We start from the raw sequence: 14,911 nt of genomic DNA, 5'->3' as shown, positions 1-14,911 counted from the left end.
CTACCTGACGTTTATTAACATACAGGTAGCATAATATTTAGCTTATCTCATCCATGTTGTAAGTAATTTGACTGTTGTTCTCACTGTAAAATTTCGAACCAAACGAATTGTCTACCATTGTTTCAGCGAGATAAATTTTAGAAAAGTTAACTGCCTGAATATTAAAGTTGAACTTTGCATTTTGAATGATGCAGTTTGAAGCATGCAATACGGAGTTGTTTTGCACATAAATATCCGATTCACGACCTTCAGTTAGTTGTGTTGCTTTCAGTTCAACGGTAGATTCCGAGTCAATCCATATTTGCGGATAACCATGATTGGAAATGAATGAATCCTGAATCAATGCCTCGGCATGATTTTTAATAATAAAGCCATTCCGATCGCCTTCGAGCAGTTCACTATTTTTGAAAATAATCGAACTATCATTGACAATTACCTGTGGCATTTTATGCGAGGAAATTTGACTTTCAATAATATTCACCGATGTATCTTTCATCGCTATTATTCCGTTCGTTTGCCCGTCAATGATTTTGGAGTTTTGGATAGTGGCATTAATATGATCAATCATTTCTATTTGGGCTCCGGTTCCATCCTTAATGACAGAATCGATAATGTCCAATTGGCAATGGTCAATAACAAAAATACTTTTTCCACCCGTTAATTCACTGTGACTAATATGAATCGTGCTGTCGTTTTTCCCGGCAATATGCGCCAAATCGTTATGATTAAATTGGCAGTTATCCAACGTCGCCTTGGCATTATTAACGGCAAATAACCCATTCCCATTATTATGGTGAATTGTTGTATTCAACAGAAACATTTCTGCTTCGATTACCGTAAGTGCCGCATTTTTATGGCCTGTAATCGTACTGGATACAATGGAACAAGAAGACCCTTTCTCCGCAAAGACTCCAATTTGCTTTCCATCCTCAATCGTTACACTTTTTAATGTACAGATCGAATTTTCCGTGATGAAAAGTTGCGGTAGGACATTATGTGCAAATAACGTATCGGTAAAGTTGGCAATTGATTTTTCCTTTAATTGAATTCCAACTCCCTGACTATTGAGTACTTCGCTATTTGTCATATTCAACAAAGATTCGAATGTCAGTTGCACATTGGCTATTTTATGAAATGAAAGCAGCGTATCGGAAATCGTTGCTTCCGCATATTCCCGCAACATAATACCCGATTCACTTCCATGTTGTATTTGACACTCGCTAATGTTCAAGGAACTTTTTTGAATCCATAATTGGGGAAGGGTATGATGATGAACTGTAGTTTGAGCGAGATGAATTATCGAATTTTCGGATGCATATATCCCGTTACCTTCGCCTTGCTTAATTTCACTTTCTTTTATATCCAATAGCGAATGGTCCTGTATGACTATTTGTGTACCTGAATGGTGATGGACTTTTACATTATTTAAATAGGTCTTTGAATTCGTTTTAGCCCATATAGCTTGATTTCCTTTTGAAAGCTCACAATTTTCCAGATGGGCAGTGGAGTTTTCCAAGAGTATATGCACTTTTTTGTTTTGTTCAAAATGGCAGTATTCGAAATGTGCTTTACTGTTGGAAATGAGGGTTATGCCAATATCCGGGGCATCTCTGAAATGAGTTTTCTCACAATGTGCATAGCCGCCCTTCATAGCGATTAGGACGTTTGTTAGACCACCCTGAATAACACAGTTCTTTAAAATTAATTGACCTTCCACAAAAATTTGCGACGTAGGTTGAATGGTCATGTTTTCAAAAGTAACAACAGCCGATTTAGCGATAAGTATCGCCCCTTCTACGACAACGGTTCCTGCATTTTTAGCAGTGATTGTTCTGCTATCTAGGAAAGCTAACGTCTCTTTATATTTGCCGGCATTTACGACGATTATGTCGTCATTTGTTGCCTTTTGAACAGCTCGGCTGATTGTTTTCACCGTTGAAAAAAATGAAGTAGACACTTTTACTATCACCATACGATTCCTCCTGCAAAACATGCTATATGTAATATGTTCACGTAAAATAATGAAAATAATCATTTAATTTAAAAATTACATAAAAAAATTTTGAGTTGCTACTATTTAAAATAGTATAAAACGGCTTGAATTATTCCTCTAATTAAATGAAAGACCTGTCAAATACAAGAAATAGGTTTAAAAATCACTTAGGAAGTGAAAATTTATAGGAAGAGAAATACATCATACATAAATTCCATACATTGCAGATTTCTTAGTAGAAGAAAAGGGAGTGTAATATGGTAAAACAACTACAAATTGTCCAACAACAATTAAATGAATGTTTTTATGATCGGGAAGAAGAAGTCGAGGCATTATTAATTGCACTTTTATCTAAACAACATGTGTTATTTATAGGTCCAGCGGGTACAGGTAAGAGTGTGCTATCGTCAATGCTTGGCTCCATTGTCGATGGAAGCCGTTACTTTCAGCATTTGCTGACACCTTTCAGTACACCTGAAGAGTTATTTGGCGTGCTGTCATTGAAGGATTTGGAACAGGGAATTTATAGACGGAATGTAACCAATATGCTACCGGAAGCGCATTTTGCATTTATCGACGAAATTTTTAAAGCAAATTCAGCTATATTAAATTCGTTGCTTACACTAATTAATGAGCGTGTTTATTATAACAATGGAGTTCCAATTCCTTCACCGCTTTTAACAATTGTAGGCTCCTCCAATGAATATATAGAAGAAGGAGAAGGTCTGGAAGCGTTATTTGATCGATTCCTGCTTCGCTATGAAGTCGATTATATTCGTAATGAGGACTCTTTCATCTCCATGTTGAAGGATCAAAATGAAAAAAATGTTACAAAAATATCACTGGAAGAGCTTTATGAACACCAGCAACAAGTAGCGAATATTGACGTTTCGGACGGCATTCTTAAAATGATTGCTAAAATTCGTCAAGCACTAAAAGACGAGGGAATAAGACCTTCTGATCGCCGGTTTAAACAGTCCCTGTCCATCTTAAGGGCGAAAGCTTACTTAGCTGGAAGAACAGAAGTTATCCGAGAAGATTTAGCGATTATGGCGAATGTTTTATGGGAAACAAGCGATCAAAAAAGCACGGCGAAAGAAATTATTCATGAGATTGCCTTTGATACAGTAGATGCGTTTATTCACCGTACGACAGCTGAATTCGAAACGATTATGCTGACTGCACAAACTACATTACTTCATAGGACACCTATAGCACGAACAGAACTTAGCCAATTATTAATGCAGGGGAAATCATTGTTTATGGAAGTACAAAACATGAATCGCCAAATACCTAATCGGCCCGAATTACAAAGTTTAAAAACTGAAATGCATAAACAGTTGCTACGGATTACGTCGGATGTTATCGGGTTTTAAATTATGCTTTAAGGTGGTGAACGATGCTTGAGAGATAACGTACTTGTATTTTATAGTCGATCTGTTTTCGACATCAGCGCGACTTATAAAGAACGTTTCAACGAGCTTTTAAAAATGGCGGCAAGGTTAAAAGACAGCTGTTTAGCAGGAGAAAGAAAAGTTGCCGGCTTTACTAATTTAATTGGGGATTGTTGGTATGCCTTTTATCATAACGAGCCAATCTTAAAAGGAAATATCAATCGTGTTGATGATACACAATACGAATTTATCCGTCATTTACTGAAAAATGAGGAATACGTTCAATGGCACTCCTTAACACAGGGCGATGATTTATTAAGTGTCCTTACATCAATCAGTATTGCGGAACAGCTGCTTCAAAATTTAGAGCTGTTAAATAATGATACGTATGCTGTAAATTCCGGTCAGGAACTTGGTGCCAGTACAGCACAAATGAAAGCACATATTCGACAGCTTGGAGAAACCTCAATTAGTATGATGCTCCAAGAAAATAAAAAGAAAATCCGCAATACGAAAAAAGCTGTTCGAACAGTTGGTACAATGGATGGCAAAAAAATTGAAAATATTCCGTTGTCAGATCAATTTAAACTCGCTTCAGTCATCGGTCAGAGAAAGGAACTGCAACGCATTGCAGACTTAGTTGGTCGTTTTAAAAAAATCGCCATGAAAAAACAAAAGATGAAAAATCAGCGAAATATGGAATTTCGAAATATTTCAACCGGGCATGAAGTGTCGCGAATACTACCGCTCGAATTAGCCAATTATATGATGAGGCCAAGTAAGCTGGATTTTTTAAAACGACTAAGTGAACAGCAGACCTTCGTATTTGGTACGAAAGGGAAAGCACGTAAAGGGAAGGGACCCATTATTGTCTGTATTGATGAAAGCAGTTCCATGACAGCGATAAAAGAGCAGAGCAAAGCATTTTGTATTGCGCTGTTAACAATCGCTAAAAAGCAAAAGAGAGATTTTGCCATTGTTCCATTTGCTACAAATATAGGAGAAGTTGTCTTTTTTAGAAAAGGTCAAGCGACTACCGACGATTTAATCCAATTCAGCAATAGCTTCTTAGGTGGCGGTACGAATTACGAGTTACCTCTTCGTGAATCGTTAAATATTTTATTGAAAAGTGAGTTCAATAAAGCGGATCTATTGTTTGTTACGGATGGTTCGAGTTTTTTGCCAACAAGATTTGTCGAAGAATTTAATCACTTAAAAAAGAAAAAACAATTCGAATGTACAGCTGTTGTTTTAACAAATTTATTTAATGCAATTGATTTAAATGTCGTCCAGAAATTTTCAGATCGTGTCATTGAAGTAAATGAACTATTTGAAGCTGGTGATGCGTTCGTTCTATAGGTGCAAATTGGTATTGAAAATCATCCCTTTCCAATTTTGCGTACGTTCTCCTAGTCAAAAAGCTTACCGTCTCTTACAATGGTATAGATAATAATGGGTATATGATTTAGGGGGCGTTTTTTTGTTAGTGGAAGATTATGATGAATTATTTGAAATGTCGGTAGATGAACGAAAACATTATATTCAGTTGAATCCTACCATTGTGGAAAATTTACTGGACGGAGTTGGCGAGGAAGATGCTGCCATTCGAGACCAGTACAATTATCGTTTGTTTATCCAACTTTTAACGGAAAATGCGCTAAGCGAAATGGTGATTAATCAATTTGTCGATCATCTTTTTGCGGATAAAGGTCTACTTGCCAATATTGGTGAAAGTGGGACAGGCGCGGTTTTTCAACGGTCATATTCTGCCCTGTATTTGGCGGCAATTGTAAATGCTGATAGACAACTTTCCTATTTAAATAAGGAACAATTGGAACAGATTACACAAAATGCGATTGATTTATTAACAAAGGAACAGGATTTACGCAGCTATGTTAATATCCAATCCGGTTGGGCGCATAGTGTTGCAAATGCGTGTGAGCTCTTATGTGCAATTATCGAACACCCCGAGTATTCAATTCGCTTTACTTTCCAAATTTTGCAGGCGATCCGTGCAAATCTATGGAAAGACTATGTATTCATTGATGATGAAGACGAACGTTTTTGCAATGTCATTAACGCCTTGATAGTAAAGGGTATTGAGGAAGATTTATTCATTGAATGGTTTGAACAGCTTTTTGACCAGCTAGAAGCATCTGCTTACGCGCAGGGGTATAGTGCACTTTGGTATAAAGCAAGAACTAATCAATTAAATTTAAGCAAAACACTTTACTTCTATTTGAAATTTGCAAATCGACATGAAAAGTTACGGAGTACCGTATCAATATTCATACAGCGGTGGATAAAGTTAGGTTAACTTTTGTTTTACTGCTATAATGAATTTTGTGGAAAAATGTTATGAAGCAATGAAAACTCTCCATCTAAATAGCATTTAATTTGAATAAGGAAATTGTTGGTAAGTATAGTGTGAGGCTAACTTTTTAACGACGTAGGAATTCTAAATAATATTGTAGAATAAATATGTATTTCCGATAGGTCATAATTAAAACTTATTGTAAAAGATAATAATAATGCAATTTACTTATGTATAATAATGCGTTATTATTGAATGTGGAGAAAAGAGCTTTATAACCTTTTCGATTATGAAAAAACTAGGGGGAACACAAAAATGGCAAACTTACACAACAGTCGTGCTTCATTTGAAGTGAACGGTAAGACTTACAACTACTACCGTTTAGCTGCTCTTGAAGAAGCTGGTATCGCAAAAATTTCACGCCTACCTTACTCAATTAAAGTATTATTAGAATCAGTATTACGTCAATATGACAACTATGTAATTAAAGAAGAGCACGTAAACGAATTAGCAAAATTCGGTTCTCACAACAAAGAAGCTGAAGTACCATTCAAGCCTTCACGCGTTGTATTACAAGATTTCACTGGTGTACCAGTAGTAGTTGACTTAGCTTCATTACGTTCTGCAATGAAAGAAATGGGTGGAGACCCAGCTAAAATCAACCCAGCTATCCCAGTTGACCTTGTAATTGACCACTCAGTACAAGTAGACAAATACGGTAACGCTGCAGCTTTACAAGCGAACATGGATTTAGAGTTCGAACGTAACGCTGAACGTTATAACTTCTTAAAATGGGCTCAAACTGCTTATGATAACTTCCGTGCTGTACCACCTGCAACAGGTATCGTACACCAAGTTAACTTAGAGTATTTAGCTCCAATCGTACACGTTAACGAAACAGAAGACGGTTTAATCGCATTCCCTGACTCAGTAGTAGGTACTGACTCTCACACAACTATGATCAACGGTATCGGTGTTCTAGGTTGGGGTGTTGGTGGTATCGAAGCTGAAGCTGGTATGTTAGGTCAACCATCTTACTTCCCAATTCCTGATGTTATCGGTGTTAAATTAGTTGGCGAATTACCAAACGGTACAACTGCAACTGACTTAGCATTAAAAGTAACACAAGTATTACGTGCTCGTGGTGTAGTAAACAAATTCGTTGAGTTCTTCGGACCTGGCGTACCTGCTTTACCACTTGCTGACCGTGCAACAATCTCTAACATGGCTCCGGAATATGGTGCTACTTGTGGTTTCTTCGCAGTTGACGAAGAATCATTAAACTACATGCGTTTAACTGGCCGTGACGAAGAGCACATTGCTGTTGTTGAAGCTTACTTAAAAGCTAACGACATGTTCTTTGATGCTGACTTAGAGCCAGTATACACAGACGTATTAGAAATTAACCTTGGGGATATCGAAGCTAACCTTTCTGGTCCTAAACGTCCACAAGATTTAATTCCTTTAACTGAAATGAAACGTGTTTACCGTGAATCAGTAGTAGCTCCACAAGGTACTCAAGGTTTCGGTTTAACTGAAGAAGAATTCTCTAAAACATCTACTGCTAAATTTGCAGAAGGTGACGTAGAAATTCCAGCAGGTGCTGTAGCAATCGCTGCAATCACTTCTTGTACAAACACTTCTAACCCATACGTATTATTAGCTGCTGGTTTAGTTGCTAAAAAAGCGGTTGAGTTAGGAATCAAACCTGCTAAGTGGGTTAAAACTTCTTTAGCACCAGGTTCTAAAGTAGTAACTGGTTACCTAGAAGAGTCAGGTTTACAAGACTACTTCGACCAAATCGGTTTCAACACTGTAGGTTACGGTTGTACAACATGTATCGGTAACTCAGGTCCGTTATTACCAGAATTAGAAGAAGCAATCAAATCAAACGATTTATTCGTAACTTCTGTATTATCAGGTAACCGTAACTTCGAAGGCCGTGTACACCCATTAGTAAAAGCTAACTTCTTAGCTTCACCACCATTAGTTGTTGCTTACGCTTTAGCTGGTACTGTAGATATCGACTTACAAAAAGACGCTATCGCACAAACTCCAGACGGTAAAGATGTATTCTTCGCTGACATCTGGCCATCAACTGAAGAAGTTAATGAAGTATTAAATAAAGTTGTTACTCGTGAATTATTCCAAAAAGAATACGAAACAGTATTCACTGCTAACGAAGCTTGGAATGCAATCGAAACTTCAACTGAAAACTTATATACTTTCGATGAAAAATCAACTTACATCCAAAACCCACCATTCTTCACTGGTCTTTCTAAAGAGCCAGGTGCTATCCAAACATTAGCTGGAATGCGTGTAATGGCTAAGTTCGGTGACTCTATCACTACTGACCATATCTCTCCTGCAGGTGCGATCGGTAAAGATACACCAGCTGGTAAGTATTTAATCGAAAACGGTGTTGCTATCCGTGACTTCAACTCTTACGGATCTCGTCGTGGTAACCACGAAGTAATGATGCGTGGTACATTCGCGAACATCCGTATCCGTAACCAAATCGCTCCAGGTACAGAAGGTGGTTTCACTACTTACTGGCCAACAGGCGAAGTTGAGTACATTTACGATGCTTGCATGAAGTACCAAGAACAAGGTACTGGCTTAGTAGTATTAGCTGGTAACGACTACGGTATGGGTTCATCTCGTGACTGGGCTGCTAAAGGTACATTCTTATTAGGCGTTAAAACTGTAATCGCACAATCTTATGAGCGTATTCACCGTTCTAACCTAGTAATGATGGGCGTATTACCATTACAATTTATGGCTGGCGAATCTGCTGATTCATTAGGATTAAAAGGTGACGAAACAATCGACGTTAACTTAACTGATGATGTTAAACCACGTGATATCCTAACAGTTACTGCAACTTCTCCAGAAGGTAAAGTAACTGAGTTCAAAGCATTAGCTCGTTTCGACTCAGAAGTAGAAGTAGACTACTACCGTCACGGTGGTATCCTACAAATGGTATTACGTGCTAAAGCTGCACAACAATAATACTGTTTAACATAAGTAGCACAAACCATGTATTTGGTTTGTGCTACTTTTTTTATGTTTGAAGTTGTGTCGAATATCGGAGAGAAACTGTCGAATAAGTTCGCTTAAGTGGCGAATAAAAATAGAAGTGACGAAAATAAGGTGCCAAGTGACGAATATGTTAAGTGGATTGACGATTAAGTTTGGCAAAGTGGCGAATAAATGGAATGAAGTGTCTATTATCAAAAAATATTGTCGAATAAAATTTCTCAAGATAAAAATACTAGCGTTGATTAAAATTCTCTCGAATCAGTAGATTCGTATAAACGCTTAAAATAATCCGATTTTGTTCGTATAAACCCAAACCTCAATATACATAAAGAACGCAATATTTTGTTAATTTTACATTAATTTTTCAGAAAATGTGGAAATTTCTATAATATTCAGCTACTATCAAAAAGGTAGGTAAAAATATTATTGGGGGTTTTTTTATGAAGAAAAAGAGAATGTATTCAGCAACAGCTTTAGCAGCATTTACTGCAGTAGCTGTTGGCGCAACAGGTGTTTTAGCAGAAGAAGCAATTTTTACAGATGTAAGTGCTAACCATCCATATGCGGATGGAATTAATGCATTAACAGCTGCAGGCGTTGTAAAAGGATTTGGCGATGGTACATTTAAACCAGATACAACTGTAACACGTGGGCAAGCAGCTAAGATGATTGCAGGCGCTTTAAAACTTGATACTACAAATGTAAAGAATCCTAATTTCAAAGATATCGAAACTTCAAATCAATATTACAACCAAATTGCTGCATTAGTGGCAACAGGCTTTGTAAATGGTTATGAGGACGGTACATTCCGTACAGCAGATAAAATTACACATAATCAATTTGCAAAAATTTTAACAAATGTTTCTGCCGTTTATCCGGTTGATGCAACAGCGTTATTAACAGAAGCAAAAGTAGTGTTCAATCCAACAAAACAACTTACGCGTGGAGAACTTTCTAGTGTATTAGCTACGATGTTAGCAGGTGCAACACCAGCTCCACAGCCAGAACCAACTCCAGAACCAGAAAATGATAACTACAAATTATCGATTATGCATGTAAACGACACACATGCACGTGTAGAAATGCTTCCAAAATTAATGACAGCGGTCAAAGAGTATCGTACAACAACGCCGGATTCATTACTTCTGCATGCTGGTGATATTTTCAGCGGTACACTTTACTTTAATGAGTTTGAGGGACAAGCAGATTTACCGTTATTAAATGCACTGAAATTTGATGCAATTACATTAGGAAACCATGAATTTGATTTAGGTTCTTCACCAGAGGGACATAAAGCATTGGTGGACTTCATTAAAGCAGCGCAGTTCCCGGTAGTGACGGCAAATGTTGATTTTTCTAAGGATGCATTATTTACTGGGTTATTCTCGGATTTAGTGTCAAGTGAGCCGGAGAACGGCAAAATCTATGCGGGTATGATTAAAGAAGTGAACGGTGAAAAAGTAGGTATTTTCGGTTTAACGACTGCTGAAACGGAAGATATCGCTTCACCAGGAAGTATTGCGTTTGAAAATTATATTGAAGAAGCGAAAAAAGCAGTAAAAGCATTTGAAGATAAAGGTGTAGACAAAATTATTGCCTTAACACATATCGGATTTGATGATAATCCTGCATATGATAATGATCAAATTCTAGCAAAATCAGTACCTGGAATTGATATTATCGTAGGTGGTCACTCACATACAGAGCTTAAAGAGCCATTCGTTGTGGATACGAATACAGTAGGCGAGAAAAAAGATGTAACATTAATTGTGCAAGCGAAAGAGTATGCTAGTTTCCTTGGTACATTGAATGTTGAATTCGACGAAAATGGTGTTATTGTTAAGCATGAAGGACAATTAGTTGAAATCGGTAAACTTGCTGATGATGCAGAAGGTTTAAAAATGTTAGCACCATTTAAAGAAAAAGTGGATGCTATTTCTTCAGCTGAAATTGGGGTTACATTAACGGAAGAGTTAGTAAGTCCACGTACTTCTGAAACTATTAAAACAGGTGTACGTAATAGCGAAACAGTTTTAGGAAACATTATTACAGACGGTATGCTTACAAAAGCGAAACAATATACGGATAAAAAAGTTATAATGGCAATGCAAAACGGTGGTGGTATTCGTTCTGCAATTCCAGCAGGTAATATTACAACTGGCCAAGTTATTACAGTGTTACCATTTGGTAATACGCTAGCATTGATGGATGTTACAGGTGCTGAGATAAAAGCTGCATTTGAACATGCTGTTAAAGATGCTCCAAAAGAAAGTGGCGGGTTCCTACACATTTCAGGTGCTAAGCTAGAGTACGATTCATCTAAAGAAGCTGGCTCTCGCGTAGTTTCAGTGAAATATTATGACGAAGCGACAAAAACGTATGTTGATGTAGCGGATAACGAAACTTACACAGTTGCAACAAATGCCTTTACTGCTAAAGGCGGCGATGGATTTGATATGTTCAAGAAGGCATATGAAGATGGCCGTGTAACTGACTTAGGCTTATCGGATTGGGAAAACTTAAAAGAACAACTTTTATCAATGAAAGAAATCAAGTATACAACAGAAGGTCGTATAGTAGATGTTGCGACAGTAGAAGCAAAATAATATTGAAATCGGAAAAATCACTAATTTGGGCGACCAATTTAGTGATTTTTTTTATTTTATTTTCAGCAATATTATTATGATAAATGAGCTATTAATTTTATAGTTAAATAATTTATAAAATAGAAAATTCTGAAAAATAGACGAATGAACTACGATAGATTACTATATAGCAATTACTTTGTCCTATTTTTTGAATATTAATATGAACAAAATTCACGTACTATAGAGAAAATATTTACATTTTACAGTAGAAATATGTAAAAACTTAGAATATATTAATGTATATACGTAATGAGTAATAATTCATTCGTATATAAGTAATAGTTCAAAAAGGGGGGATTTTATGGGGTCATTTCAGTTGTTCGGAAAAGAGCTAAGTTCGCTCAAAAATCGTAAAGGATTACTTTTTACATTGATTGGCATTATGTTAATTCCAATTGTCTACGTAGCTGTATTACTTTCTGCTACATGGGGACCGTATGACAATTTGGATAATTTGCCGGTCGCCTTCGTCAATAAAGATGCAGGCGGTGTATCAAGTGGTCAACCAATCAATGTCGGCAATGATTTAATGGAAACATTAAAGGAAAGTAAGTCATTGGGGTGGCATTTCGTTTCTGAAAAAGAGGCAATGGATGGGCTCGAAAAGCAGGAATTTTATTTAGTAGTGGAAGTGCCAGAGGACTTTTCACAAAAGGTAACAACAGTCCTTGATGCAAATCCGCAAGTACCAGAGCTGCGATACATCCAAAATGAAGGGTTAAACTTCATGGGTGCCCAAGTAACGAATAGTGCGGTGGAAAGGCTTCGCGAACAATTAGGGGACAAAATTACAGCAACATATGCCAGAACAGTATTTGCTAGATTTACAGATATCGAGACAGGATTTGCAACTGGAGCAGATGGGTCGAAGCAAATTTTAACTGGTACGGAACAGCTAGCTGAGGGCACAAACACATTGCTATCATCATTAACTGATAAATCAGCCGATATTAATCAACTAGCTGCTGGTGCAAAAACAGCGGATGATGGGGCAGGTCAACTTTTATCAGCGATTACTGGCGGGACAAGTAACATTAACCGTTTAGCTAGTGGCGCAAAAGAAGTAGCAAGCGGGGCTGGTCAACTAAAGAATGGTTCCGAACAAGTTTTAGCTGGATTAAATTCAATTCAAGGAGCAACGAATCAGGTATATAATGGCTTGCAACAATTGCAGCCAGGTTCTGAAGAGTTATTAAATGGATTACAACAGCTTTCAACGGGTGCAAATCAGTTATATGCAGGAATTGCAGTAGGTGATGGAACTGCAGCTAATCCGGGGTTAGCTAATGGCTTAGCTCAATTAGCTACAGTATTACAGTCAAAACAAGCGGATATTGAGCAATTAGGTCAAGGTGCACAACTTCTGCAAGGATTGGCACAAGCACCTGGTATGGAAACATATCGTGCGAATTTGTTGGCTTTAAGCGAAGGCTTAACAGAATTAGCGACAATTTATCCGGTTGCTGTTCAAAGTGCAAGCGCTTTAAATAATGGTGCTCAACAAATTGCACAATCGATGCCAAGCTTAACAACAGGATTGGAAAATGCAATTGTTGGTCAAAAAACAATTGTAGGCGGCATTGATGCGCTTGTTACAGGTCAAGGTCAAACTGTTGCAGGAGTAAGTCAGTTAGTAAACGGACAAAAGGCGGTAGTATCAGGTGCCACTCAATTAGCTAGTGGTGCTTCACAAGTAGCCAATGGTAACCAAACGCTAACAAGCTCTTGGAATCAGTTGGGCACAGGTGTATCCAACCTGAAAAACGGCTTAACTCAAATCAGTACTGGTAATGAAACAGTAGCATTAGGTTGGCAAACAATGACTGAAGGTGTTACTTCATTAAATGATGGTGTTAACCGCCTTCAAGCAGGATCTAATGATTTAGCTACTGGTTTAGAAGGTGGACGTGATCAAGTAGCATCTTTACGAATTACCGATGAAAATATCGCGATGTTCTCTTCACCAGTTGCACTAGCTGGCGAAAAGGTGAATCCATATGAATATTACCGTGATTCAACAGCACCGTATATTTTATCGTTAGCATTATTTGTAGGTATGCTTGTATTATCACTGTTCGTTGATTTCAAAAAGCCGGCTGTACTACCAAAATCAGCGGTAAGTTGGTACGTTAGTAAATGGATGCAATTAGCGATGTTCGCTACAATCCAGGCGGTGCTTGTAACACTATTTACGTTAGTGGTATTACAATTATCAGTAGCTAATGTCATGCTATTTATTTTATTCGCTATTTTTGTAAGTATTGTATTTATGTCAATTATCTTCTTCCTAGTATCGGTTGCTGGTCATATCGGACGCTTTATCGCACTTGTGTTAGTCGTAGCACAATTATCGATTACAGGTTCGAATTTACCGATTCCGATGCTGCCGGAAAACTTACAGGCAGTAAGTTCATTCTTACCATTTACGTATTCGATCTCAGGCTTCAAATCGGTTATTTCATTAGGAGATGTTTCATTATTATCTTCTAATGCCGCAATACTTGCCATCTATTTAGTAGGGGCATCGGTGTTGGCATTCATCGCATTTATCGTAAGCTACAAAACACTTACGACAAAGTATACACCGGAAGTAGAAGTGCAACCGACTGTTTAAATTAGCCATTATTTAAATATGAAAGCCCCGAAATTTGTCGCGAACAAGTTTCGGGGCTTTCTATTTATTCGGAAAAAATCCAATAAAAAAGTGCTGAAACGTTATGTTTCAACACTAATAATATATCTAATTAAAATTCAACATTTGCGATCATGCCTTCTTCATCATCAATGTCGAGTGAAATACGTGCAGACATTGAGTCACGGCCAAGTTGCTCGTCGATGTATAGACGAAGTGCCATAATGAAATTTACTGAGTTATATACATCCAACTGACCATTATAGAATGCTTCTGCTGAATAGCCTGCTACATCATCGTACATAAGCTCCACTTCAACTTCATCAGGTGTTACATTTTTGAATTTTGCATGGAATAAACATACGGCATTAATTAAATCTTGTTCAAGTAATGTTAGCTTTTCCAAGTATCTGTTACCTCGTTATCTTTTTTGCGTTTAATAATTTGATAAATTTTAACTAGGAAGAATACGATTGCTGCAATTGCTGCAACGTTTATAAGTAAGCCTAAAATGTTACCTAACATTCCCATACCGGCAAATAAACTACCGAATAATAAACCAGCTAAACCACCAAGCATTAAGCCTTTCATTAAGCCGCCTTTGTTTGAAGCTGTGTTTGTATTATCTTTTTTAGTTGTTGTACCGTTGTTTTGTTTTGCAGCAGGGTTTGTAGCATCATTATTATTCTTTTGAATATTTGAGTTGTTATTGTTGTTATTGCTAAAGCCTTTTTTTCCTGATTTATAGGATTTTGCTTCAACAGTTTGTGCATCGTTAGCGAATAAAATTGTAGAACCTACACTTGAAAATACTAGTGCAAACGCTAACAGTATAGCTGATAATTTTTTCATGTCTTTCCCCCATATTTTCTTTTTATTTACTTTAGT

At 37.2% G+C, this 14,911-nt stretch carries 9 protein-coding genes; 6 read left to right on the top strand and 3 right to left on the bottom strand.

All coding sequences use genetic code 11. The features are described from left to right. Window positions 1–37 precede the first annotated feature (37 nt). Entirely contained in the window at window positions 38–1,972 is a 1,935-nt protein-coding gene (locus tag H9635_RS05140; RefSeq protein WP_191699076.1) for a right-handed parallel beta-helix repeat-containing protein, read from the bottom strand. A 278-nt stretch (window positions 1,973–2,250) separates the two neighbouring features. Between H9635_RS05140 and H9635_RS05135 the strand changes: the two genes are divergently transcribed. From H9635_RS05135 to H9635_RS05110, 6 genes are all read left to right on the top strand, one after another. Further along, window positions 2,251–3,369 carry an AAA family ATPase gene (locus H9635_RS05135; protein WP_191699075.1) on the top strand — a complete coding sequence of 373 codons (1,119 nt, stop codon included), beginning with the start codon at window positions 2,251–2,253 and terminating at the stop codon, window positions 3,367–3,369. 27 nt (window positions 3,370–3,396) lie between these two features. After that, window positions 3,397–4,746 carry a vWA domain-containing protein gene (locus H9635_RS05130; RefSeq protein ID WP_191699074.1) on the top strand — a complete coding sequence of 450 codons (1,350 nt, stop codon included), beginning with the start codon at window positions 3,397–3,399 and terminating at the stop codon, window positions 4,744–4,746. A gap of 127 nt (window positions 4,747–4,873) precedes the next feature. After that, complete coding sequence (locus H9635_RS05125) at window positions 4,874–5,704, top strand: DUF2785 domain-containing protein (RefSeq protein ID WP_318245184.1); 831 nt, start codon at window positions 4,874–4,876, stop codon at window positions 5,702–5,704. A 312-nt stretch (window positions 5,705–6,016) separates the two neighbouring features. Then, a complete protein-coding gene (gene acnA, locus H9635_RS05120) occupies window positions 6,017–8,713 on the top strand; it encodes an aconitate hydratase AcnA (RefSeq protein WP_191699072.1) in 2,697 nt (898 codons plus the stop codon). 470 nt (window positions 8,714–9,183) lie between these two features. Then, window positions 9,184–11,349: a 5'-nucleotidase C-terminal domain-containing protein gene (locus H9635_RS05115; RefSeq protein ID WP_191699071.1), complete on the top strand. Its 2,166-nt coding sequence runs from the start codon at window positions 9,184–9,186 to the stop codon at window positions 11,347–11,349. Window positions 11,350–11,692: 343 nt separating this feature from the next. Then, window positions 11,693–14,005, top strand: coding sequence for a YhgE/Pip domain-containing protein (locus H9635_RS05110; RefSeq protein WP_191699070.1), 2,313 nt, complete (start codon window positions 11,693–11,695; stop codon window positions 14,003–14,005). Between the two features lie 130 nt (window positions 14,006–14,135). On the opposite strand, the gene H9635_RS05105 is transcribed toward H9635_RS05110, so the two are convergent. Continuing rightward, window positions 14,136–14,429 carry a YxcD family protein gene (locus H9635_RS05105; protein WP_191699069.1) on the bottom strand — a complete coding sequence of 98 codons (294 nt, stop codon included), beginning with the start codon at window positions 14,427–14,429 and terminating at the stop codon, window positions 14,136–14,138. Further along, complete coding sequence (locus H9635_RS05100) at window positions 14,417–14,875, bottom strand: hypothetical protein (RefSeq protein WP_191699068.1); 459 nt, start codon at window positions 14,873–14,875, stop codon at window positions 14,417–14,419. The genes H9635_RS05105 and H9635_RS05100 overlap by 13 nt, the downstream gene beginning before the upstream one ends. Window positions 14,876–14,911 lie beyond the last annotated feature (36 nt).

It is taken from the genome of Solibacillus faecavium, assembly GCF_014836905.1.
Classification (GTDB): domain Bacteria; phylum Bacillota; class Bacilli; order Bacillales_A; family Planococcaceae; genus Solibacillus; species Solibacillus faecavium.
The sequence above is the reverse complement of the archived record's forward strand: the minus strand, read 5'-3'. Positions and strand labels throughout refer to the sequence as shown.

Coding starts and splice junctions, on each gene's coding strand:
- H9635_RS05140 (WP_191699076.1), bottom strand. CDS start 1,972: ATGGTGATAGTAAAAGTGTCTACTTCATTTTTTTCAACGGTGAAAACA.
- H9635_RS05135 (WP_191699075.1), top strand. CDS start 2,251: ATGGTAAAACAACTACAAATTGTCCAACAACAATTAAATGAATGTTTT.
- acnA (WP_191699072.1), top strand. CDS start 6,017: ATGGCAAACTTACACAACAGTCGTGCTTCATTTGAAGTGAACGGTAAG.
- H9635_RS05115 (WP_191699071.1), top strand. CDS start 9,184: ATGAAGAAAAAGAGAATGTATTCAGCAACAGCTTTAGCAGCATTTACT.
- H9635_RS05110 (WP_191699070.1), top strand. CDS start 11,693: ATGGGGTCATTTCAGTTGTTCGGAAAAGAGCTAAGTTCGCTCAAAAAT.
- H9635_RS05100 (WP_191699068.1), bottom strand. CDS start 14,875: ATGAAAAAATTATCAGCTATACTGTTAGCGTTTGCACTAGTATTTTCA.